The sequence below is a fragment of the Candidatus Cardinium sp. cBcalN2 genome (assembly GCF_022810445.1).
Classification (GTDB): domain Bacteria; phylum Bacteroidota; class Bacteroidia; order Cytophagales; family Amoebophilaceae; genus Cardinium.
Genome location: NZ_JAACGD010000142.1, coordinates 1 through 397, shown reverse-complemented (window position 1 = coordinate 397; position 397 = coordinate 1). Strand labels below are relative to the sequence as shown.

Genomic DNA, 397 nt, shown 5'->3' with positions numbered 1-397 from the left:
AGATCAAGAACTTTTATCTACTTATAAAGAACAATCGGGTACAGAATCAGGTTTTAAATTTATCAAGGACAATACTTTTGAAGTAGACTCTATTTTTCTTAAAAAGCCAGAGCGGATTAGTGCCTTAATGATGTTAATGACACTTTGTTTGATGGTTTATAGTTTTGCACAGTACTTTCTACGTAAACAATTAGTATCTAGTAATGAGACCGTTTTATCTCAAAGTGGGTATGCTACTAATCGCCCGTCGATGCAATGGGTTTACAGATTGTTTCATGGAATTCATGTTATTAAATTACAAGTAGATCATGCATATCATGAAATAGTGCTGAATATGAATGAAGTTTTAATAAAAATCGTACGCTATTTTGGTCCTGTTGCCTGTGCTATTTATGAT

The 397-nt window shown here is 32.5% G+C and carries 1 protein-coding gene; it reads left to right on the top strand.

Annotated features, from left to right (window positions below):
* Nucleotides 1-397 (top strand): IS1634 family transposase (locus MUW74_RS03970; protein WP_243553087.1); only part of this gene is annotated, 397 nt, incomplete at both ends.